This is a genomic window from Diaphorobacter caeni, assembly GCF_015354245.1.
Taxonomy (GTDB): domain Bacteria; phylum Pseudomonadota; class Gammaproteobacteria; order Burkholderiales; family Burkholderiaceae_C; genus Diaphorobacter_A; species Diaphorobacter_A caeni.
Map to the genome: position 1 here is coordinate 359,996 of NZ_JADKYZ010000002.1, position 19,121 is coordinate 379,116.

The 19,121-nt window shown below is 66.5% G+C and carries 20 protein-coding genes; 15 read left to right on the forward strand and 5 right to left on the reverse strand.

Annotation, left to right across the window (positions count from 1 at the left end; all coding sequences use genetic code 11):
- The first annotated feature begins 580 nt into the window (after positions 1–580).
- The 4 genes from ISG32_RS05595 (at position 581) to ISG32_RS05610 (ending at position 4,965) form a co-directional block, all read left to right on the forward strand.
- A complete protein-coding gene (locus ISG32_RS05595; protein WP_103018389.1) occupies positions 581–1,408 on the forward strand; it encodes a DUF932 domain-containing protein in 828 nt (275 codons plus the stop codon).
- 65 nt (positions 1,409–1,473) lie between these two features.
- Positions 1,474–3,531: a ParB/RepB/Spo0J family partition protein gene (locus ISG32_RS05600; protein WP_103018388.1), complete on the forward strand. Its 2,058-nt coding sequence runs from the start codon at positions 1,474–1,476 to the stop codon at positions 3,529–3,531.
- A gap of 63 nt (positions 3,532–3,594) precedes the next feature.
- Positions 3,595–3,804 (forward strand): hypothetical protein, encoded by a 210-nt coding sequence (locus ISG32_RS05605; protein WP_103018387.1) that lies wholly within the window; start codon positions 3,595–3,597, stop codon positions 3,802–3,804.
- Positions 3,805–4,650: 846 nt separating this feature from the next.
- A complete protein-coding gene (locus ISG32_RS05610; protein ID WP_103018385.1) occupies positions 4,651–4,965 on the forward strand; it encodes a DUF736 domain-containing protein in 315 nt (104 codons plus the stop codon).
- A 357-nt stretch (positions 4,966–5,322) separates the two neighbouring features.
- Here ISG32_RS05610 and ISG32_RS05615 read toward each other — a convergent pair whose 3' ends face one another.
- A complete protein-coding gene (locus tag ISG32_RS05615) occupies positions 5,323–5,616 on the reverse strand; it encodes a helix-turn-helix domain-containing protein (RefSeq protein WP_046196319.1) in 294 nt (97 codons plus the stop codon).
- Positions 5,617–5,829: 213 nt separating this feature from the next.
- On the opposite strand from ISG32_RS05615, the gene ISG32_RS05620 reads away from it, so the two are divergent.
- The 9 genes from ISG32_RS05620 to ISG32_RS05660 all read left to right on the forward strand — a co-directional run bounded on the left by ISG32_RS05620 (position 5,830) and on the right by ISG32_RS05660 (position 13,218).
- Complete coding sequence (locus ISG32_RS05620; RefSeq protein WP_194770027.1) at positions 5,830–6,177, forward strand: DUF2958 domain-containing protein; 348 nt, start codon at positions 5,830–5,832, stop codon at positions 6,175–6,177.
- 342 nt (positions 6,178–6,519) lie between these two features.
- Complete coding sequence (locus ISG32_RS05625; protein ID WP_103018383.1) at positions 6,520–7,293, forward strand: DUF2285 domain-containing protein; 774 nt, start codon at positions 6,520–6,522, stop codon at positions 7,291–7,293.
- 83 nt (positions 7,294–7,376) lie between these two features.
- Positions 7,377–7,658: a helix-turn-helix transcriptional regulator gene (locus ISG32_RS05630; protein WP_103018420.1), complete on the forward strand. Its 282-nt coding sequence runs from the start codon at positions 7,377–7,379 to the stop codon at positions 7,656–7,658.
- Between the two features lie 26 nt (positions 7,659–7,684).
- Positions 7,685–8,527 carry a replication initiator protein A gene (locus tag ISG32_RS05635; protein ID WP_103018422.1) on the forward strand — a complete coding sequence of 281 codons (843 nt, stop codon included), beginning with the start codon at positions 7,685–7,687 and terminating at the stop codon, positions 8,525–8,527.
- A gap of 253 nt (positions 8,528–8,780) precedes the next feature.
- A complete protein-coding gene (gene parA, locus ISG32_RS05640) occupies positions 8,781–9,419 on the forward strand; it encodes a ParA family partition ATPase (RefSeq protein WP_103018381.1) in 639 nt (212 codons plus the stop codon).
- The gene (locus tag ISG32_RS05645) at positions 9,416–9,688 is read left to right on the forward strand and encodes a chromosome partitioning protein ParB (RefSeq protein ID WP_103018421.1); all 273 of its coding nucleotides are present in this window, start codon (positions 9,416–9,418) and stop codon (positions 9,686–9,688) included. The genes parA and ISG32_RS05645 overlap by 4 nt, the downstream gene beginning before the upstream one ends.
- On the forward strand, positions 9,685–10,209 hold the full coding sequence (locus tag ISG32_RS05650; RefSeq protein ID WP_103018380.1) for a DUF2840 domain-containing protein: 525 nt from the start codon (positions 9,685–9,687) through the stop codon (positions 10,207–10,209). Before ISG32_RS05645 ends, ISG32_RS05650 begins: the two co-directional genes overlap by 4 nt.
- The gene (locus tag ISG32_RS05655; protein WP_194770028.1) at positions 10,206–10,805 is read left to right on the forward strand and encodes a S26 family signal peptidase; all 600 of its coding nucleotides are present in this window, start codon (positions 10,206–10,208) and stop codon (positions 10,803–10,805) included. The genes ISG32_RS05650 and ISG32_RS05655 overlap by 4 nt, the downstream gene beginning before the upstream one ends.
- A 436-nt stretch (positions 10,806–11,241) precedes the next feature.
- Positions 11,242–13,218 carry a relaxase/mobilization nuclease domain-containing protein gene (locus tag ISG32_RS05660; protein WP_194770029.1) on the forward strand — a complete coding sequence of 659 codons (1,977 nt, stop codon included), beginning with the start codon at positions 11,242–11,244 and terminating at the stop codon, positions 13,216–13,218.
- 5 nt (positions 13,219–13,223) lie between these two features.
- Here the strand turns inward: ISG32_RS05660 and hemH are convergent, their stop codons facing one another.
- The 4 genes from hemH to ISG32_RS05680 form a co-directional block, all read right to left on the reverse strand.
- Positions 13,224–14,237, reverse strand: a complete 1,014-nt coding sequence (hemH, locus tag ISG32_RS05665) for a ferrochelatase (protein ID WP_194770030.1) — start codon at positions 14,235–14,237, stop codon at positions 13,224–13,226.
- Between the two features lie 46 nt (positions 14,238–14,283).
- The gene (locus tag ISG32_RS05670) at positions 14,284–15,186 is read right to left on the reverse strand and encodes a TIGR01777 family oxidoreductase (protein ID WP_194770031.1); all 903 of its coding nucleotides are present in this window, start codon (positions 15,184–15,186) and stop codon (positions 14,284–14,286) included.
- Positions 15,187–15,247: 61 nt separating this feature from the next.
- On the reverse strand, positions 15,248–15,883 hold the full coding sequence (locus ISG32_RS05675; protein WP_194770032.1) for a lipocalin family protein: 636 nt from the start codon (positions 15,881–15,883) through the stop codon (positions 15,248–15,250).
- A 22-nt stretch (positions 15,884–15,905) separates the two neighbouring features.
- A complete protein-coding gene (locus ISG32_RS05680; protein WP_194770033.1) occupies positions 15,906–16,877 on the reverse strand; it encodes a MerR family transcriptional regulator in 972 nt (323 codons plus the stop codon).
- Positions 16,878–16,995: 118 nt separating this feature from the next.
- Here ISG32_RS05680 and ISG32_RS05685 point away from each other — a divergent pair, with 118 nt between their 5' ends.
- Complete coding sequence (locus tag ISG32_RS05685; RefSeq protein WP_194770034.1) at positions 16,996–18,300, forward strand: NAD(P)/FAD-dependent oxidoreductase; 1,305 nt, start codon at positions 16,996–16,998, stop codon at positions 18,298–18,300.
- A complete protein-coding gene (locus ISG32_RS05690) occupies positions 18,297–19,121 on the forward strand; it encodes a DUF1365 domain-containing protein (RefSeq protein WP_194770035.1) in 825 nt (274 codons plus the stop codon). The genes ISG32_RS05685 and ISG32_RS05690 overlap by 4 nt, the downstream gene beginning before the upstream one ends.

Below are 19,121 nucleotides of genomic sequence, written 5' to 3' on the forward strand. Positions count from 1 at the left end.
CAGCTAACACCCAACCAACATTTTACAGGGTGGTATCGAGCAGATCGACTGCCTTGGTGTGAGGTGCCCTTGAACCTGGGCGTCCCCGGCCACCTGGGAGATGGCCGGTCGCGCTGTCGTGCTGCGCATCGAGCCGCCTGCGGCGTCTCGCCCCTGTCGGGCTTCCATCGTTCCCTCGCTCCGCTCGGCTGACGCCTCCGGCCCGGCTTCCAGCTTCGGGCCTGCGCGCTTCGCTTGCCGTGCGGTCGGCGTGTCGAGGGGCCGTTGCCTTGTCCAGCCGTCTTCCCTGACTTCATCACCTTGTCCGCGACTGTAGCCCGCTTCCGTGTGCCATCAAGGCGCGCAGGGCCGTGTCCTCGGCTGCGCCTGCGGGCCGCACCACCCCTGCGCTTGTTTCCTTGACGGCCCCCGTCCGCGCGCTCCTGACCGTCGCGGGCGATGAACTCAGGAAAGACGGTGGCAACAGGGCCAACCGGGTTCTTCGTGCCGACCGCACCGAACAGCCGGAAGGCTGGGCTCCGAATCTTGGAATCCGGTGTGCGGTGTGAACAGCAAACCCTTCTTTGTCAGGAGAAAGACCATGCAACTCGCATCCCGTTTCGCTTCCCATTCCCCGGCACTGCGCAGCGACTCCCCGCTGTCCGATGACCAGATTCGCAGGGTGGCCCCGTCCATCTTCGCGGACGCTCCGCATGAGAGCCGTTCCGAGCGGTACAGCTACATCCCCACCGCCGCCGTGCTGACCGAGCTTCGGAAAGAAGGGTTCCAGCCCTTCATGGTGTGCCAGACCCGCGTGCGCAACGAAGGCAAGCGCGAGCACACGAAACACATGTTGCGCCTGCGCCATGCCAGCCAGATCAACGGCGCGGAGGCCAACGAAATCGTGCTGCTGAACTCGCATGACGGCACCAGCAGCTACCAAATGCTGGCCGGCATGTTCCGCTTCGTGTGCAGCAATGGGCTTGTCTGCGGCGACACCGTGGCGGACGTGCGCGTACCTCACAAAGGCGACGTGGCGGGCCAAGTCATCGAAGGCGCTTTCGAGGTGTTGAGCGGCTTTGAGCGCGTGAAGGAATCCCGCGACCTGATGCGCGGCATTACCTTGGACGATGGCGAATCGGAAGTGTTCGCCCGCGCCGCGCTGGCCCTCAAGTACGACGACCCGGACAAGCCCGCGCCCGTTACCGAGTCGCAAATCCTGATGCCACGCCGGTTCGACGACCGCCGCCCCGACCTGTGGAGCGTGTTCAACCGCACGCAGGAGAACCTGACCAAGGGCGGACTGTCCGGGCGCAGCGTCAACGGACGCCGCCAGCACACCCGCCCCGTGCAGGGCATTGATTCCGATGTGCGCCTGAACCGCGCTCTGTGGCTTCTGGCCGATGGCCTGCGCCAGCTCAAAGCCTGACCCGTCCCCCCGCAGGAGGGGCGGCTTCCCCTCCATTCCTTGTTTCACTCGATTGGAGAATCACCATGAACGCCATCACCCAAACCGAAGCCCGCGCCGTCAACACCGCCGCCGCTGTCCCGCTGGAAGCCGCCGACCCGACCAAGAACCTGATTCTGGTTCCGCTGTCGCGGCTGGTACTGCGCCCCACGGGCCGCAACGTGCGCAAGACCGTCCCGCGCATGTCCATCCCCGAACTGGCCGCGAGCATTCAGCGCGTGGGCCTGTTGCAAAACCTGATCGTGATCGCATCCGCCGATGGAGAGCATTACGAGGTGGTCGCCGGTGGCCGTCGCCTCGCAGCCCTCAAGCTGCTGGCGAAGAAGCACCGCATCGCCAAGGATTGGGACGTGCCTTGCCTGCTGGTGGCCGATGGCACGGCCCGCACCGCCAGCCTCACCGAGAACGTGCAGCGCGAAGCCATGCACCCGGCAGACCAGTTTGAAGCCTTCGCCGCGTTGGTGGCCGAAGGCCGACCCATCGAGGACATTGCAGCGGATTTCTCCGTCACGCCGCTGGTAGTGCAACGCCGCTTGAAGCTAGCAAACGTCTCCGCGCGCCTGATGGACGACTACCGCGCCGACGCCGTGAGCCTTGACCAGTTGATGGCTCTCGCCATCACCGACGACCACGCCGCGCAGGAAGCCGCGTTCTACGATGCCCCGCAGTGGCAGCGCCAGCCGCACAATCTGCGCGAACGCCTGACCGAGCGCGAAATCGACGCCTACCGGCATCCGCTGGTGCGCTTTGTCGGGCTGGACACCTACGAGGCCGCAGGCGGCGGCGTGAGCCGTGACCTGTTCGCGGAAGGCGATGCGGGCGTATACCTCAACGACGCCGCGCTGTTGGAACGGCTGGCGCAGGACAAGCTAGCGGGCATCGCCGCCACCATCCGCGCCGAGGGCTGGGCCTGGGTGGACGCCACGCCGAGCGTGACCCATGCCGATCTGCACGCTTTCCAACGTGCCCCGAGGGAGCGGCGCACGCCGAACAAGCGCGAGGCGCAGCGCATCGAGCGGCTGCAAGCCAAGATGCAGGCCATCGGCGAGGCCGTGGATGCCGCGATGGAGGCCGACGACGAGACCAAGGCCGAAGCCCTGCAGGCGGAAGGCGAGCAGTTGGGCGAACAGTTGCAGGCGCTGGAAGATGGCTTGCAGGACTACAGCCCGAACACGAAGGCCGCAGCCGGTGCCATCGTCACCATCGACCGCAACGGCGAGGCCGTCATTCATCGCGGCCTGATGCGCGAGGCCGAGGCCAAGGCGCTGCGCACGCTGGAACGGCTGCGCCAAGGGTTCAGCGGCGAGGATGCCGAGAACGACGACGAAGGCGACACGGCGGACGCAACGCAGGCCCCCGCCATATCCGACCGGCTGGCCCAGCGTTTGAGCGCACACCGTACCGCCGCGCTGCAAATCGAAGTCGCCCGGCATCCGCAAGCTGCGCTGGCCGCGTTGGTGCATGGCATGGTGCAGACCGTGCTGCAAGACCGCTACCACGGCCACGACCTGCCGCTGGGCGTGCGCCTCACGGTGCAAGACCGGCTGGAAGGCATGGCCCCGGACTGGCCGGAATCGCCTGCCGCTGTGGCGCTGCGCGAACTGCAACGGGTGGCAGGTGAAGCCTTGCCGCAGGACAGCGCCGAACTGTTCGCCGCGTTGCTGGCGATGGAGCAAAGCGAACTGGTCAAGCTGCTGGCCGTGTGCGTGGCCTCCACGGTGGATGTAGTGACGCCTCGCGCCGTGCCGCATCAACCGGGTGAGGAACTGGCGCAGGCCGTGGGCCTCGACATGGCCGCATGGTGGCAACCGACCGCAGAAGGCTACTTCAAGCATGTTCCCAAGGCGGCAGTCCTGCAAGCCGTTGGCGAGTACGCGCCCGAGCAGGTTTCCCGGCTGGCGAAGTTGAAGAAGGCCGACATTGCCAGCGAAGCCGAACGGCTGGCGAACGGTGCCGGGTGGATGCCCGCCATCTTCAAGGCCGAAACGCCGCAAGCCACGCAGGCGGAACCGCAGGAGCAGGATGACGCCCCGGAAGATGCCGAGGCAATGGCGGATGAACTCGCCGTGGCGCTGGCCGCTTGACTTGCGCCGACAGCAAGCGCCCCGGCATCGACCGGGGCGCTTCGCTTGAAGGAGGAACGCTCCATGACCCGCACCACCACCAGCCGCCCACGCATGGCGGCGATCTACGCCCCCGGCACGGTACGCGCCCGCCGCTGGCACGGCGATGGCGACGTGCGCGGCTACCGCCCGCCCTCGGGTTGGTCAGCCCGCGCCGACCTCACCGACATTCACCCCATCACGGGCCGCGCCTTGCCGTGTGCCGTGTGGTGGCTCATCGAGACGAAGGAATAACCCGATCGGCACCGCGCCCAGGCCGTTCCGTCCTGGGCGCGGTGAAAAAGCAAAATCCGGGCGCGGCGGTGGCCGCGCCCGGTGTTCAAGGCCAACAGCCGAATCAGAACGCCGCTGTCTTCGCGGTGGCTCAGGCGGCGGCGTTAGAGCAGCCGAGCATCCGCCCGGCCCACACCTGCGCGCTGCGCTTGTCTCCAGGGGAAAGCCCTGCGGGCTATCCCCGCCGCGCGATGCTTGGCGCCCCTTGATGCCGCCGAACCGGCTGCGCCAGATCGGCCCGGCCAGCGCCCCGCCGTGATGGACGAGGCGTTGGCGAACACGCCGGGGCTTACTGCGGCAGGTTGTGCAAATGCGTGCCGTCCTCAACGCTGGCGGTTCCTGCCTGTCACGTCACGAAGGACGGTTCACGGACAACCCGCCCGGCATCGCTATGGAGCTTCCACGCCACGCCTCAAGACCGGCACCGCAAGGTGCGGCAGGGGCGTTCTCGCTTGTTGTCGTCGGGTGGTTGACCTGGCCCGCGTCAGCGGGCGAGCCGGAGCAGCCTTCATGCGGAGATGCCGAGCCGGCCCTGTCTCCTTGCGGTGCGGTTCGGCCCAAGGCGTCCTTGTGTTGTTGTGAATCCTGGCGGTGGCGCGGCTGCGCCTCGGGCTTCATGGCTGCAACCGTCCGGCGAAAACAATTTCCCCGCCGCTGCGCGGCTTCCTCGCGGGACAAATTCTTTTCGCCTCCCGGCTCTCCACTGCGTTTCGACCGCAAGCGGTGCAGCCCGCCCGTCCCCCGCCGGCCGGATCACAACAAGGACGCGATGGGCGCGAACCTTGTTCCACCAAAAGGAGTTTCATCATGGCCAACATCGGCACCTTCACCGCAGACAAAGACGGCTTCACCGGCACGCTTCGCACCCTGACGCTCAACGTCAAGGTCAAGCTGGTGCCCAACGACAAGGGCGACAACGAGAAGGCCCCCGACTTCCGCCTGCAGGCCGCCAGCCACGACATCGGCGCGGCGTGGAAGAAGACCAGCGAGGCCGGGCGGGAGTACATCTCCGTGACCCTTGACGATCCTTCGTTCCCGGCCACGGTCTACGCCCGCCTGATCGAAGGCGAGTATGGCACGCACGACCTGATCTGGTCGCGCAGCAAGCCCCAGGCGGCGTGACCGCCGCCCGCAGCGCCCCGCCACACCGGCGGGGCGCTGCGCTGTTTCTTCGCGCCAAACCTGGCAGCGGCAGGCAGTAACCCATAGCAGGTTGCGTTTCCATACGCGGAAGCTGCGTCCGTGCCATCGGTCAGGACATGGCGTGTCGGCACGATGCGCCGCCGGGCTTTCGGGCTACGCCCCGTGCCGTCTTCGTCGTCACGGCCATTCGGCTTCAATCCCTCACGCCTTCGCGCCTACGGCGCTGCGCGCTTCGCTTGCCTCTAGGGGAAAGCCCTGCGGGCTATCCCTGCCGCGCGATGCTTGGCACCCCTCGATACCGCCGAACCGGCGCCGCCGGATCGGCGCGGCCAGCGTCTACGGCTGGGCCGCTGCTGCGAGCTGGCTTTCAGCCTCGCTCATCAGCACCGCCGTGCTGCATTCGAGCGCGCCGGCAATCTTGAAGATGATCGCCAGCGTGGGCATGTGCTCGCCACGCTCGACCTTGCCCATGTGCGAGCGCTCGATGCCGGCCAGGTGCGCCAGCGATTCCTGCGCGATGCCGCGTTCCGTCCGCAACGCGCGCACCGCAGCGCCGAAGGCTTGCGCCAACTCGGCATCGTAGGTGGTGGCGCCGGCCGGTCGGCCGCGCTGGATGGATCGCTTCTGCATAGACAGAAGCGTCAAGTCGCAGCACAATTAAAACCACGTTATCTTTAACTCTTGACTGGAATTTCACGGTTTTGTGTTTTTACGGAAATCCGCATCTACGCCTCTGCGGATTTACGCATCAGCGCAAAACCACGGAATCACAATCGTGCTTTTTACAGAATCCGCCGATGCGTTTTCACGCTTTGGCGGATTCGTACAAATCAGAGGATCGCCATGACCCCGCTCATCACCGAGGACGAACGCCAGCAACTGCTGGCGCACGGTGAGACCCGCGCAGCGGGCCGGGCCATTGACCCGCTGCCCGTGGTGCGGCTGTTCACGCCGGACGCGCACGCCACCTGGCTGCTGGCCGCGCTCGATCCTGCGGATGGCGATACGGCTTGGGGCGTTTGCAACGTGGGCATCGGTATGCCCGCGCTGGGCACCATCAAGCTGTCCGACTTGGCTTCCATCGTCGGCCCGCGCCAACAGTCGGTCATGCGCGACCGTTATTTCCAGGCAGTGCGGCCCTTGTCGGAATACCTGCGGCTGATGCAGGAAAACGGCGGCATCGTTGATTAGAGGCCGTTCGCGGCCCAGCGCAGCAGATCGTATTGAGACTATTTCTGTCTTGCCTCAGACCTGTGAGGTCTTAATTTCCACTCTTGCACCAAGACAGTGCCACTGTGTTGAAAACAGTCACGATCTCTGGCGCGGGCTGCGGCACGGTATTCCATGCCGCGTGATGTTTTGGGACTGCGCGGCCGTCGTATTCGGACGCATTGCGCAATACCTCGGAGCCCATCGGTCTTGACACTTGATGTTACAGCTCAAACAGATTCGGATGATGTGTTGATGCGAATGCGGTAGCTCCGTTCTGAACGCCCGTGACGACGTTTCCGTGGTTCAAAGGGAGCTTGCGTCATGGTCAATCCTCACCACATCGCGCAGTGGTATCCGACCGCTGCCTATTTCTACATCCTGTGCCTGGATGCGCTCGCATTGGCTTGGGAATACTTGCGCCGCCATCCCGAATACCGGCTCGACTGGCTGCGCCACCAGCGCCGGCCGCGCGCAGCACAGCAGGCCGCGCTTCGCTGGGGCCTGCGCCTGCTGGAAGACCCGGCCCTGGATGCGCGCGACGCGCATCCGGCCTGGCTACCCGGCCACGATGCCGTGGTGCAGCTCTACGCGGATGCCGATCCGCCTGCCGGTGCTCCAGTCTTCTCGCTGTGGAGCATCCTCGGCCACAAACAACTGATCCACGATGGCAAGCAACTCGTGCTGATCGCACACGGCCCCGGCGGGTGCCAACGCTTCGCGCTGGCGCCGGGCCTGGAAGACGGCATGGCGGTCGCTTATGCACATCGCGGAAGTGGCGGCGGCGCTGCCGCGCCTGCGCGCAGCGCGACGCCGGGGGCGGCCAAGCCCCGGCCGACACCTGCCGTGATGCTGGAGCTGCACACGCTGCAAGCACTCGACGCGACCCTTGCGGGTGCGTCTTTGCGCGACGTGGCCGAAGGACTGTTCGGGGCTGATGCCGTGGCGGCCGACTGGCACGCCGACGGCGACCTGCGCGCCCGTGTGCGCCGCCTGGTGCGCCGGGGCAATGCGTTGATGCGCGGCGGCTATCGCCGCTTAGCACAACTGCCGCCGCTTGAGAAGGGACGTTTTGATGGGGACGCAAAACGTCCCTGAGCAGGAGGGCCGCGTTTTCTGAGACTGCCGCCATCCGGTTGCGCTGTGTGGCCGGAGCTTTGAAAGCTATGGAGGTTCACACCATGCGTCCTGCACCTTTGCGGCCTGCCGCCGCTCCTGTTCCCGCTGCCGCGCAGCCGCAGCGCTACCTCACCAACGACGAAGCCGCCGAGTACCTGCGCCTGTCGCCGCGCACGCTGGAAAAGCAGCGCGTGCTGGGCGGCGGCCCGCGCTTTCGGAAATTCGGCCGGCGCGTCATGTACGCCGTGGCCGACCTCGATGCCTGGGCCGCCGACCGCAGCTTCGAGACGACCTCCGATCCCGAGTACGCCGAGCACCATGCGGCGGACAGCCGTGCGCGCTGATCGGCGGTGCGCGGGTGGCCTTCGCCATGTCCAAGCCCACGCAGGAACGCGAACAGCTCGATCTGTTCCGCGCCTTGCCGGGCGACATGGCGCCGCGCGACAGCCAGGACTTGATGGCTTTTCCGTTTTTCTCGCTGGCGAAGTCACGGCGCACCGCGCCGATCGACTTCCGCGCAAGCAACGTCACGATCCGCGTGGAAGGCACAGCCGAGCACGGCATCGCCACGATCTGGGACGCGGACGTGCTGATATGGGCGGCCTCGCAGATCGTGGAGGCACGCGACGCGGGCCTGCGGCCGTCGCGGCTGATGCAGGCCACGCCCTACGAGATCCTGCGCTTCATCGGGCGCGGTACGGGTCTGCGCGACTACCAGCGCCTCAAGGCGGCGCTGGATCGCCTGCAATCGACCACGGTGGCCACGTCGATCCGGGAGACCACGGGAAGGCGGTTGCACCGCTTCTCGTGGATCAACGAGTGGAAGGAACTGGCCGATGCCAAGGGAACGCCCCTGGGGCTGGAGCTGATCTTGCCCGACTGGTTCTATGCGGGCGTGGTGGATGCCGCCCTGGTGCTGACCATCGACCAAGCGTATTTCCGGCTGACGGGCGGCATCGAGCGGTGGCTGTACCGCCTGGTGCGCAAGCATGGCGGGCGGCAGGAAGGTGGCTGGCAGTTCGACTTCCGACACCTGTGGCGCAAATCGGGCAGCGCCACGCGCTTCTCGGACTTCGCTTACGACCTGCGCGTGCTTGTCGCGCGGCAGTCGCTGCCCGGCTACGTCCTGGGCATCGAGCGGATGCCGGGCGATGGGGCCGAGCTGCTGATATTCCGCCCAGCGCGTCCCGTGCCGCCTACGGCACGGGGATAAGCGGTGCGCAGCCTGTGGACGGGCTCGTGCTATCAGGAGTACGGGGACTAGTGCTATCGGGAGTATGGCTATCGTGCTATCAGGAGTACGAATCGCCCGCAAAGCCAATGCTGGCGCGGGTTTCGGCCTCCCTTAACTTACCTAACCTAAATTCTCTAACTGGTAGTAGAAGCGCCGCGCCACGGTGGACAACCGCCACGCGGCCACAAACACGGCAGGCAAAGCCCGGTTTTCCAACACGGAGGGCCAGGCCATGATCGTCGCGCTGCTCAATCAGAAAGGTGGCGTGGGCAAGACCACGCTCGCCACCCACATCGCCGGCGAGCTGGCGATGCGCGGGCAGCACGTCGTGCTGCTGGATGCCGACCCGCAGGGTTCATCGCTGGACTGGACGCAACGCAGAAGTCAGCAAGGCTTGCCACGGCTGTTCAGCGCTGTGGGCCTCGCACGCGAAACGCTGCATCAGGAAGCGCCAGAGCTTGCCAGGCGGGCAGATCACATCGTCATCGACGGCCCGCCGCGCATCGCTGCGCTGGCGCGCTCCGCGCTGCTGGCGGCCGAGCGCGTGCTGATCCCGGTGCAGCCCAGCCCCTACGACTTGTGGGCCAGCGCCGAGATGGTCGCGCTGATCCGCGAGGCACAAGTCTTTCGGCCTGCGCTGCGCGCGGCCTTCGTCATCAATCGGCGCGTCAGCACCACCGTGATCGGGCGCGAAGCGCGCCAGGCGCTCGCCGACCAGCCGCTTCCTGCGCTGCGCGCGGAAGTGCATCAGCGCATCGTGTTCGCCGACAGCGTGACCGCTGGCCGGCTTGCACGCGAGACGGAACCGGACAGCGCCGCCGCGCGGGAAATCACCGCGCTCGTGGACGAACTGCTGCGGTGGACGACATGACCGCGAAGTCACCACCTCGCGCAAAGCGCGTCGGCATCGGCGCGCGTCCGCCCGCGAATCCGCACGCCGAGGCGTGGATTCGGCAGGGCGATGCCGATGCGCTCGGCAAGGGCGACCTCTACACGGCCCGCCTCACCCTCGACATCACGCCCGCGCTGCGGGCGCGCATCAAGATCGCCGCCTTCGGCCAAGGCGTGACCGTGGCCGATCTGCTGCGCGGCCTGCTCGAACGGGAGTTTCCCGAACAACGCAGGGAGAACACACCATGACCGCATCCGCTTCGCCTGCCGCTGGCGCGGCCACGGCTGCGCCTATCGGCCAGCCAGCCAGTGCGCCGCTGACGCGCGTGGCGCTGGCCTACATCGAGGCCCGTTTCAAGCTCTACCTGCGCTTCGGCGAACCCGCGCGCACGCACCAGCTCGACCGCTGGCGGCGCAGCGCGGTGTTCCTGCCGGGCGCGGTGTTCTGCCGCGTGCGCTGGCAGGCCAATGATTACGGCACCGTGCGCTGGCAGCTCATGGTGATGCAAGCCTGCACACCGCTGGACGATGCGCAGCGCATTCCCGGCGTGCAGCCGGGCGCACGCCTGCTGCTGCACGCCGAGGGCGACGGGCAAGTACGCGCCGTGCTGGAGCGCATCGACGCCATCGAGGCGCTGGGCATCGCGCCTGTCGCCGCCTCGCCTGCGTACTGGCGCACGCTCGCCAACCGGCTCGCTGCGTGCCTGCCGCTGCCCAAATACACCGCCGAGCGGCACGCCGCGTGGCTGACCGGGAGGGCGCTGCCATGACCGCCGTTTCAACCGCTGGCACCGCGCCGCTTCCTCGCTCACGCCTGCGCGCTCGCATCGTGCTCGCGGGCCTCGCCGCCTGCGGCCTCGCTGCGCTGGCCTGGGCGTCCTTCGTACATCCGCTGCCGCGCCTAATCTACAACCCGTCCGACAGCGTGGCCGTCGGCTGGTATCGCGTCGATCCGCTGCGCCATCGGCCCAGCTCGCTGTCACGTCCGCTACCACCATCATTGCGCGTGGACAGCATCGTCCTGATCACGCTGCCGCCAGACGCCGCCGCGCTGGCTGCGCAGCGCGGCTACCTGCCGGCGCGCGTGCCGCTGCTCAAACGTGTCGGTGCCATCGCGCCGCAGCATGTGTGCATCTTCGATGCGCTGGTGTGGATTGATGGCGTGCCGGTGGCCGCCGTCTTGCCCACCGACCGGCTGGGCCGCCCGCTGCCATCCTGGCTGCAGTGTCGGCAGCTTCGGCCTGGCGAACTGTTCCTGCTCAGTTCGACCAATCCGGCGTCGTTCGACAGCCGGTATTTCGGGACGGTGCGTGTATCCGCCGTGATCGGCGTCGCGCACCCGGTCTGGCTGGAGAAGCGCCCATGATCGCCGCCGATTCGCTGCGCATCATCGTGCTATCAGGCGTGTCGATCCGGTGGCGTTCCGCGTGTCGTCGCGCGTGCAGTGCGGGCGCATCCGCGCTGCACTTCGCGCTGCCTTCGGCGCAGCCATCCAACGCGCAGGCGTCTTGCCTCGAACGCTGCCGGCCTGCGGCCGTGTCCGCGTTCGCCGGCGCGCTGGCTGCTCGCGCAGCAGCGCGGCCGGGCCGCCGCTGCCCGGAGCGCCAGCGAGGGGCAAAGGCGGAAGGCAAGACAAAAGGACGCGGCACCGGGCCGCGTCGAAAGCCAGTCTGCACGTGGGGGTGGCGCGGCACGGTGCGGCTTCGCCGCCGTGCCGCGTGTGGCCGGAGGCCCGCGCCAAGACAGGGCTACCCGCGTGCTTCGCACGCCGGGGTACGCCCCAGCTTTCAGGGAGCGCAGCCATGAGCGACCGCCGCGATGACGATTTCCGCGTGCGCCCCAGCGCCCCGAAGAACCGGGGCAAGGGCCTGGGGCAGAGCTTCGTTTCCAAGGTGCTCAAGCAGGCGGGCAAGGCCAGCGGCGGCAAGTCCACGGTGCGCCGTCCGGCGTCGGCGCGTGGCACCGGCCAGCGGCCCGGCTCACGCCTGGGGCGCGGCCATACGGCGGCGCGCTTCGCGGGCGCGAAGCTGACACCCATGTCGCGGCGTGTGACCATCAAGACGCTGCTGGTGAACCAACGCCAGGCCAGCCCGCAATCGCTCGCCAAACATCTGCGCTACATCGAGCGCGATGGCGTGGGCCGCGACGGCGAGCCGGGCCAAGCCTATGGGCCGCAGACCGACACCGCCGACCTCGACGCTTTCAAGGAACGCTGCGCCGACGACCGGCACCATTTCCGCTTCATCCTCTCGCCCGAGGATGGCGCGGAGCTGGAAGACCTGCGCACCTACACGCGGCACCTCATGGGCCGCATGGAGGCCGACCTTGGGACGGGCCTCGATTGGGTGGCCGTGAACCACTGGAACACCGACAACCCGCACACGCACATCGTCGTGCGCGGGCGCGACGACACCGGCAAAGACCTCATCATCGCGGGCGACTACATCGCCGATGGCTTCCGCCATCGCGCCGCCGAACTGGCGACGGAATGGCTGGGGCCGCGCACCGAGCTGGAGATCCAGCAGACCTTGCGGCGCGAGGTAGAGCAAGAGCGGTGGACGAGCCTGGATCGCACCTTGAAGCACGAGGCCGGCGACGATGGCGTGGTGCATGTCGAACGGCTCAACGAATCCCGCTTGCAGCGCCAACGCCTGCTGCTGATCAGTCGCCTGCAACGCTTGCAGCGTCTCGGCCTGGCCGACGAGACGCAGCCGGGCACCTGGGCCGTCCATGCCGATGCAGAAAAGACCCTGCGCGCCCTGGGCGAGCGCGGGGACATCATCCGCACGATGCAGCGGGCCATGCGCGGCGAGCCGCGCGAGCTGGCGGTGTTCGAGCCGGAAGACGATGGCCGAACCATCCTCGGGCGCGTAGCCGCGAAGGGGCTGGCCGACGAGCTGCGCGACCGGGGCTATCTGGTCATCGACGGCGTGGACGGCAAGGCCCATTACGTCGCGCTCAACGCCCGCGACGAGTTGGCGAACTATCCAACCGGGGCCGTGGTGGAGGTGAAGGGATCGGCCGACGTGCGCGCGGCCGACAGGAACATCGCCGCGCTGGCGAGTGATGGCCTGTACCGCACCGATCATCACTTTGCCGTGGCGCAGGGCCAGGCCGTACCGGGCCGCGACCCGCAGGAGGTTGTGGCGGCCCACGTCCGCAGGCTGGAAGCCCTGCGCCGGGCGGGCATCGTGGAGCGAGTGGCCGAAGGGCTATGGAAGGTGCCGGGCGACCTGCCCGAGCAGGGCCGCCGCTACGACGCACTGCGCCTGGGCGGCGTGGCGGTGGAGCTGAAATCGCACCTGTCCATCGAGCGGCAGGCGCGTGTGATTGGAGCCACCTGGCTCGACCAGCAGTTGATCGGCGGCGGCTCGGGCCTGGGCGACCTGGGCTTTGGTGCGGAGGCCAGGGAGGCGCTACAGAAGCGCGCCGACTTCCTGACCGAACAGGGGCTGGCCGAGCGGCGCGGGCAGCGCGTGATCCTGGCGCGCAACCTGCTGGGCACGTTGCGCAACCGGGAGCTGGTGCAGGCCGCGAAGGACATTGCCGCTGAAACCGGCCTGGAGCATCGCCCGGTGGCCGACGGGCAGCGCGTGGCCGGCATCTACCGGCGCTCCGTCATGCTCGTCAGTGGGCGCTACGCGATGCTCGACGATGGAAAGGGTTTCAGCTTGGCGCCGTGGAAGCCGGTGATCGAGCAGCGGCTGGGACAGCAGATCACAGCCACAGTGGGCGGCAGTAGCGCTTCTTGGCAGATTGAACGAAAACTTGGAATTTGATGGCATCAAATGTCTTGGGTGAGTACGGCAGTCCAGCCCGCGAGATGTTGCTCTGTGATGCGCCTCAGTGCCGCGATCCAGGCTGGGCTGTCGTTCAGACAAGGAATGTAGTCAAACGCTTGTCCTCCAGCCTGTAAAAACGCCTGCCGCGCTTCCATGTTGATCTCTTCGAGCGTCTCCAGGCAATCGCTGACAAAACCCGGGCACATCACTTCCACGCTGCGGATTCCGGCTTTGGCCAGTGCTTGTAGCGTTGGCTCGGTATAGGGCTGCAGCCACTGGGCCGGGCCAAAGCGAGATTGGAAGGTCGCCGTGTATTGCTCGGGTTGAAGTTGCAGCGCCTGCGCCAAAAGACGGGCCGTGGTGCGGCATTGGTTTACGTACGGGTCGCCCAGCCGCACATTGCGCTCGGGTATGCCGTGGAAACTCATCACTAAGTGCTGGGCGCGTTGCCCTTTGTTCTCCCATTGCGCGTGCACACTACTGGCCAAGGCCGCGATGTAGTCTGGGTGGTCGTGGTAATCGTTGACAAATCGAAGCTCTGGATACGTGCGCGAGCGCCTCACCCAATTCGCAACATCGTCAAACAGGCTGGCGGTGGTGGCGGCCGAGTATTGTGGGTACAGTGGCAGCACCAACACCCGTTGCACACCTGAATCCAGAAGCGCCTGCAGTTGAGTGCCCACAGCAGGACGGCCATAGCGCATGGCGGGCAGTACGGGTGTCGGCGGATGGAATTCACTCAAACGATCGCCCAGCAACTCGACCTGGCGCTGTGTCCACACAGCCAGAGGTGAGCCGGCTTCTGTCCACACCGATTCATATTTGGCAGCCGATCGGCGTGGGCGAACACGCAGGATGACGCCATGTAGCAGCGGCAGCCAGAGAACGCGCGGAATCTCCACCACGCGTGGGTCTGATAGAAACTGCCCCAAGTAGCGGCGCAGGGCCGCAGCCGTTGGGGCGTCGGGGGTGCCCAAATTGCATAAAAGTACGGCAGTGGATTTTCCCGTGGTCATCGCGTAATTTTTTTCGTAGATGAAGAATTGCCGTACCAAAGCAGCACTAAGAGCTGCGCAGCAGTTGTTTCAAGGCCCCAGCTAATGTGGGGTGGCGCCAAGTAACCCCCGCTTCTTGTGTGCGACGCGGTACCAGGCGCTGACCGCCCAGCAGCAGCACCGACATCTCGCCCAGTGCCAGGCGCAGCGCCCAGGCGGGCGCAGGCAGCAGCGCGGGGCGATGCAGGGTGTGCGCCAGGGTGCGGGTGAAGTCGGCATTGCGCACCGCCTCGGGCGCGCAGGCATTGAAGGCACCACTGGCGTCGTGGTGTTGCAGCAAGTGGTCGATCAGCGCCACCTGGTCGTCCAGGTGAATCCAGGGCATCCATTGCTGGCCACTACCCAGCCGGCCGCCCAGGCCCAGGCGAAACGGCGGCAGCAGCCGGGCCAGCATGCCGCCCTGCGGGGCCAGCACCGGCGCGGTTCGCAACAACGCGACGCGCACGTTCCACTGGCGCGCACGCTCGGCCTCTTGCTCCCAGGCCACGCACAGGCGGCTGCCAAAGTCGGCGTTTCCGGGAGCGCTGTCTTCGGACAACCATTGCTCGCCGCCGTCGCCATACCAACCCACGGCCGAGCCCGAGAGCAGCACGCGCGGTGGCGTGGCTTGCTTGCCCATCCAATCGACTAGGCTTCGCGTCAGATCTACACGGCTGCGCCAAAGCAGGTCGCGCCGCGCTGCGGTCCAAGGGCGGTCGGCAATGGGGGCACCCGCCAAGTTGACCACGGCGTCCAGCGGCGCACTGCCGTCGAGCGCTTGCAACTGCGCAATGCCTTGGGCGCCGCTGCACAGCGTTGGTACTTGCTGGGGGTTGCGGCTCCAGACCCACAGGTCGTGACCCTGGCGTTGCCAGTGTCGGCACAATGCTTGGCCAATCAGGCCGGTTCCGCCGGTCAGCAAAATACGCATGGATTTCCTTTCAGGCGGTTGGAACTGTGGGAAATAACAGCACGCAGCAAGGTTGGCGTATTCAAGGCTCCTTCAGGGCACCCACAGCTTCTGCATGTGCCGGATCCCGGCGTTCGTGCGTCACCCAGATCAGTGCCGAAGTATCGACACCCAGCTCTCTCGCTCGTGCCACGATGGCATCGAGCTGCGCGATAGGTAACTGCTTTTCGCGCGCCAATATCCATGCGTAGCTGCTTGCACTGGGGCCGAGCACCAGCGCCCAGCGGTAGCCTGGGTCTAGCGCGGCGACGTGGTAGCCGCCGTAGAACGGCCCGAAGAAAGACACTTTGAGCGAGCCGGTGGTGGGCGCGCCGGTGAACAGGGCTTTGCCCACGGCTTCCCGCCATTCGCCGGTGGCGGGTGCGTAGCCACGGTTGACCACGCGCACGCTGGCATCGGCCTGCACGGTGTAGCTGGCCGAGATGTCGGTCAGGCCGCGCTCAAAGGGATGATCCAGCCGTGCGATCTCGTACCAGCGGCCCTGATAGCGCTGCACGTCGAAGGGGCTGACGGCCGTTACGCCCGGCGGTGGGCGCGTGCTGGTGCAACTCGCAAGCAGCAAAGCGCAGACGACCAATAGCAGTCGCTGACAGTGCGCAAAGAAGATGCCAGTAGCAGATACGCGCACAGTTTGGAATGGGTAAGCCAGTGTGAGCATGGGAAGGAAAGTCCTTATTTTTTCAATGGGCGTGGCGCCATTGCATGACTAGGGGCTGCAAGCCCGACAAATGCTGAACCGTGCTGACACCTTCCAGCGGCCATTGGTACAGCGCCGCGCAGGAGCCGCCTGCCCATAGGGCCGTGGCCGCAGGCAACTGGGCGCGCAGCTCGCGCAGGCTGGTCTGCACGAAGCTCGATTTGTGCAGATTGCTGAAACTCAGCGCCACCACATCGGCCTGATGTGCCCGCGCTGCCTGGGCGATGTCGATCAGCGGGGTCTGCGTGCCCAGCGACACGCAGGTGGAGCCCTCCAGTACCAGCAACGCTTCGACCATCAGTAGCCCCAGACTGTGGTGCTCTTGCGGCACGGTGGTGAGCAACACCTTGGGGCCTTGTTGCATGGGTTGCGGAGGCAGCGAGGCAATTGCATGGCGCAACACGCCGGTGATGACCTCGGTGTACAGATGTTCTTCGAAGATTTCAAAGCGCCCCTGCGCCCAGGCTTCGCCCACTGCTGTCGTCAACGGCGCCACCAGATCAGTGACAAAGGGCGCGAGCCCCATGCGCAATTGAGCATGGCTGAGGCCGTGCCGCAGGGCGCCGGGGTCGTGTGAGGCAATGGCGTGGAGCATCCCTTCGATCACCGGATCAGCGATGACTCCTATTTTTGTCTTGGACAAAATAGCGGGTTGCGCTGGGGAGCGCTGCGTCAATAGCGCCTGCAACGCCGCCTGATCCAGCCCCACCACCTTGCCAGGCCGCATGCCCGCATCGAGCAGCCGACTGATCAACTTGAGCCGGTGCACCTGATCTGCGCCATACAGCCTGTCGCCTGAGGAATCGCGGGATGGAGTGGGGAATCCGTAGCGCCGTTCCCACACGCGCAAGGTGTCCTTGCCTAGGCCGGTTTCACGCTCGACTGCGGCAATCGACAGGCCAGCGTCGCTGGATGCCGACGGTTCCAGGGCAACTGAAGGCGTCAGAGAGTTCATGATTAATTGAGATCGTTCATTAAATTGTCTATGACAAATATTGTTTTGTCTAGTACATTACGCCATATCCGCAGCGCAACCGTGCTGCACGCTCAGCCACCGAAGAATTGGAAAAACCATGAAAGTCGCAGTCATCGGATCCGGCATCTCGGGCTTGGCAGCCGCGCACCGGCTGCGCGGGCAGGCGCGGGTGACGCTGTTCGAGGCGGGCGACTATTTCGGCGGCCACACCCACACTGTGGACGTGACCCTGCCCAATGCCCAGGGCCAAGCCGTGACGCACGGGGTGGACACCGGCTTTCTGGTGTTCAACGAGCGCACCTATCCCGGCCTGATTGCGCTGCTGGCCGAATTGAATGTGCCCAGCGCTGTGTCCGACATGTCGTTTTCCGTCCAGGTGCCAGGTGCGGGCGCGCTGGGTGCCCAGGCACTCGAATGGAGTGGCTCCAGCCTGGCGACGGTATTTGCGCAGCGGCGTAATCTGCTGCGCCCACGCTTTTTGCGCATGCTCGGCGAGCTGCTGCGCTTCAACCGCCTGTGTACCGCGCTGGCAGACAGCGGCCAGGAGCAGGCACTGGCCCAGCCGCTGGGCGATTTTCTCGATCAGCATGGCTTTGGCACGGCGTTCCGCCACTGGTATTTTCTGCCTATGCTGGGCTGCATCTGGAGCTGCCCGACGAACCAGATGCTGCGCTTTCCCGTGGCCACCATGGTGCGTTTTTGCCACAACCATGGGCTGATCCAGGTGAGCAACCGGCCGCAGTGGCACACCGTGGCGGGCGGCGCGCGCCAGTATGTGAACGCCATCGTGCAAGGGCTGGACGCGCGCCTGGCCACCCCGGTCACGCACATCGAGCGCAACGCCGCTGGCGTGCTCATCCGCACCGGCAGCGGTGTTGAGCACTTCGATGCCGTGGTGCTGGCCGTGCACAGCGACCAGGCCCTGCGCCTGCTGGCGCAGCCCAGCGCCGCCGAGCAGCGGGTGCTGGGCGCCATCCGTTACCAGCCCAACCGCGCCGTGCTGCACACCGACACCCGTGTGATGCCCAGGCGCCGCGCCGCCTGGGCGGCGTGGAACTACGAGCGCGCCGTCGATGGCGCACAGGAGTCGGCCCGCGTGTGCCTGCATTACTGGCTCAACCGCTTGCAACCACTGCCGTTTGCACAGCCGGTGCTGGTGTCGCTGAACCCGGTGAGCGCCATCGACCCGGCGCAGGTGCTGGGCGAGTTTGACTACGAACACCCGGTGTTCGACATGGGGGCGCTGGCCGCGCAAAAGCAGGTGCCGCAGTTGCAAGGCACGCAGCACACCTGGTTTGCAGGTGCCTGGACCGGCTATGGCTTTCATGAGGACGGCTTGCAGTCGGGCCACCGTGCTGCCGATGCGCTGCTGACGCACATGCGCCATCGGGAGGCTGCATGAACATTCCTGCCCCAAGTGTGGGCTCGCCGCACCCTGTGCCGCACATCGGCTTTGGGCATGTGTGGCACACCCGGCTGCGCCCGCACCGCCACCGCTTCAGCGTGCCCACCTTCTTCCTGCTGCTTCCCATGCGCACGCTGCATGCGCGGCCCGAGGCAGCGGGTGTTCTGGCGCTCAACCGCGCCGGCGCGCTGTCGTTTCGTGACGCCGACCACGGCGACGGCAAGACCGGACGCACGGGCGGCGCGTTGGCCTGGCTGGATGCGCTACTTCACGCCGAGGGCATTACCGACGCCCAAGGCGAAATCTGGTTGCAGTGCTATCCGCGCGTATTGGGATACAGCTTCAAGCCGGTGAGCTTCTGGTACTGCCACCGCGCAGACGGCAGCCTGCGCGCCATCGTGGCCGAGGTGAACAACACCTTTGGCGAACGCCATGCCTACCTGCTCGACCACCCGCGCTATGGCCAGGAGCTACGCGCAAGCAAGGCGTTTCACGTCTCGCCGTTTTGCGCCGTGGTCGGCGGCTACCGCTTCGAGTTTCACCGGGGCGGTGCCGATGGCCTGCAATCGGCGCGGGTGCGCGTCGACTACCACGACACCGAGGGGCCGGTGCTGCTCACCGGCATCGCCGGGCGGCTGGAGCCGCTGACCGCAGCCAGCCGCCGCCGCGCCCTGTGGCGCTACCCCCTGCTCACCCTGGGCGTGATGGCCCGAATCCTCTGGAATGCCTTGTTGCTCTGGCTCAAGCGCGTGCCCTTGCACAGCAAGCCGCAAATGCCGGCAGCGCCCGTTTCCCGTTCATCCTCATCCAGCCACTGA

Coding starts and splice junctions, on each gene's coding strand:
- ISG32_RS05660 (WP_194770029.1), top strand. CDS start 11,242: ATGAGCGACCGCCGCGATGACGATTTCCGCGTGCGCCCCAGCGCCCCG.
- ISG32_RS05610 (WP_103018385.1), top strand. CDS start 4,651: ATGGCCAACATCGGCACCTTCACCGCAGACAAAGACGGCTTCACCGGC.
- ISG32_RS05625 (WP_103018383.1), top strand. CDS start 6,520: ATGGTCAATCCTCACCACATCGCGCAGTGGTATCCGACCGCTGCCTAT.
- ISG32_RS05675 (WP_194770032.1), bottom strand. CDS start 15,883: ATGCTCACACTGGCTTACCCATTCCAAACTGTGCGCGTATCTGCTACT.
- ISG32_RS05650 (WP_103018380.1), top strand. CDS start 9,685: ATGACCGCATCCGCTTCGCCTGCCGCTGGCGCGGCCACGGCTGCGCCT.
- ISG32_RS05670 (WP_194770031.1), bottom strand. CDS start 15,186: ATGCGTATTTTGCTGACCGGCGGAACCGGCCTGATTGGCCAAGCATTG.
- ISG32_RS05620 (WP_194770027.1), top strand. CDS start 5,830: ATGACCCCGCTCATCACCGAGGACGAACGCCAGCAACTGCTGGCGCAC.
- ISG32_RS05615 (WP_046196319.1), bottom strand. CDS start 5,616: ATGCAGAAGCGATCCATCCAGCGCGGCCGACCGGCCGGCGCCACCACC.
- hemH (WP_194770030.1), bottom strand. CDS start 14,237: ATGACCACGGGAAAATCCACTGCCGTACTTTTATGCAATTTGGGCACC.
- ISG32_RS05595 (WP_103018389.1), top strand. CDS start 581: ATGCAACTCGCATCCCGTTTCGCTTCCCATTCCCCGGCACTGCGCAGC.
- ISG32_RS05655 (WP_194770028.1), top strand. CDS start 10,206: ATGACCGCCGTTTCAACCGCTGGCACCGCGCCGCTTCCTCGCTCACGC.
- ISG32_RS05690 (WP_194770035.1), top strand. CDS start 18,297: ATGAACATTCCTGCCCCAAGTGTGGGCTCGCCGCACCCTGTGCCGCAC.
- ISG32_RS05680 (WP_194770033.1), bottom strand. CDS start 16,877: ATGAACTCTCTGACGCCTTCAGTTGCCCTGGAACCGTCGGCATCCAGC.
- ISG32_RS05645 (WP_103018421.1), top strand. CDS start 9,416: ATGACCGCGAAGTCACCACCTCGCGCAAAGCGCGTCGGCATCGGCGCG.
- ISG32_RS05600 (WP_103018388.1), top strand. CDS start 1,474: ATGAACGCCATCACCCAAACCGAAGCCCGCGCCGTCAACACCGCCGCC.
- ISG32_RS05635 (WP_103018422.1), top strand. CDS start 7,685: ATGTCCAAGCCCACGCAGGAACGCGAACAGCTCGATCTGTTCCGCGCC.
- ISG32_RS05630 (WP_103018420.1), top strand. CDS start 7,377: ATGCGTCCTGCACCTTTGCGGCCTGCCGCCGCTCCTGTTCCCGCTGCC.
- ISG32_RS05685 (WP_194770034.1), top strand. CDS start 16,996: ATGAAAGTCGCAGTCATCGGATCCGGCATCTCGGGCTTGGCAGCCGCG.
- ISG32_RS05605 (WP_103018387.1), top strand. CDS start 3,595: ATGACCCGCACCACCACCAGCCGCCCACGCATGGCGGCGATCTACGCC.
- parA (WP_103018381.1), top strand. CDS start 8,781: ATGATCGTCGCGCTGCTCAATCAGAAAGGTGGCGTGGGCAAGACCACG.